General features: G+C 66.8%; 1 pseudogene. It reads right to left on the bottom strand.

The features are described 5' to 3' along the window. Window positions 1-722: pseudogene (locus HB681_RS37660) on the bottom strand (UxaA family hydrolase); the annotation flags it as partial.

Raw genomic sequence — 722 nt, 5'->3', positions numbered from 1 at the left:
GCCGGATTGAACAACACCAGCGCGTTGTGCAGCTTCCAGTGCTCGGCCCAGGTCTTCTTGCGACCGCTGGCCACGTCGAGCATCAGCTGGAACATCTCCCAGCCCACGTCCGCGATGGTCTTCTCGCCCGTGGCGATGGTGCCGGCGTTGATGTCCATCAGGTCGTGCCAGCGGCGCGCCAGGTCGGCCCGCGTGGCCACCTTGATGACGGGCACTTCGGCCAAGCCGTAGGGCGTACCGCGTCCCGTGGTGAACACATGCAGGTTCATTCCTGCAGCGAGCTGCAGCGTGCCGCAGATGAAGTCGCTCGCCGGCGTGGCCGCGTAGATCAGGCCCTTTTGCTTCAACTTCTCGCCCGGCGAGATCACGCCCGAGATCGGCGAGCTGCCCGACTTCACGATCGAGCCCATCGCCTTCTCCACGATGTTCGACAGCCCGCCCTTCTTGTTGCCCGGCGTCGTGTTGGCGCTGCGGTCCACGCGCCCCTTGTCCAGGTAGGCGTCGTACCAGGCCATCTCGCGGATCATCGCCTCGGCCACTTCGGGCGTCGTGGCGCGCGAGGTCAACTGGTCGATGCCGTCGCGCACTTCGGTCACTTCCGAGAACATCACGGTGGCGCCCGCGCGCACCAGCAGGTCGGTGCAGTAGCCCACCGCCGGGTTGGCCGTGACACCGGAGAACGCATCGCTGCCGCCGCACTGCACGCCCACCACCAGTTCGCT

The organism is Variovorax sp. dw_954, assembly GCF_018449755.1.
GTDB lineage: Bacteria > Pseudomonadota > Gammaproteobacteria > Burkholderiales > Burkholderiaceae_C > Variovorax.
This window is presented reverse-complemented; position numbering and strand designations above follow the sequence as displayed.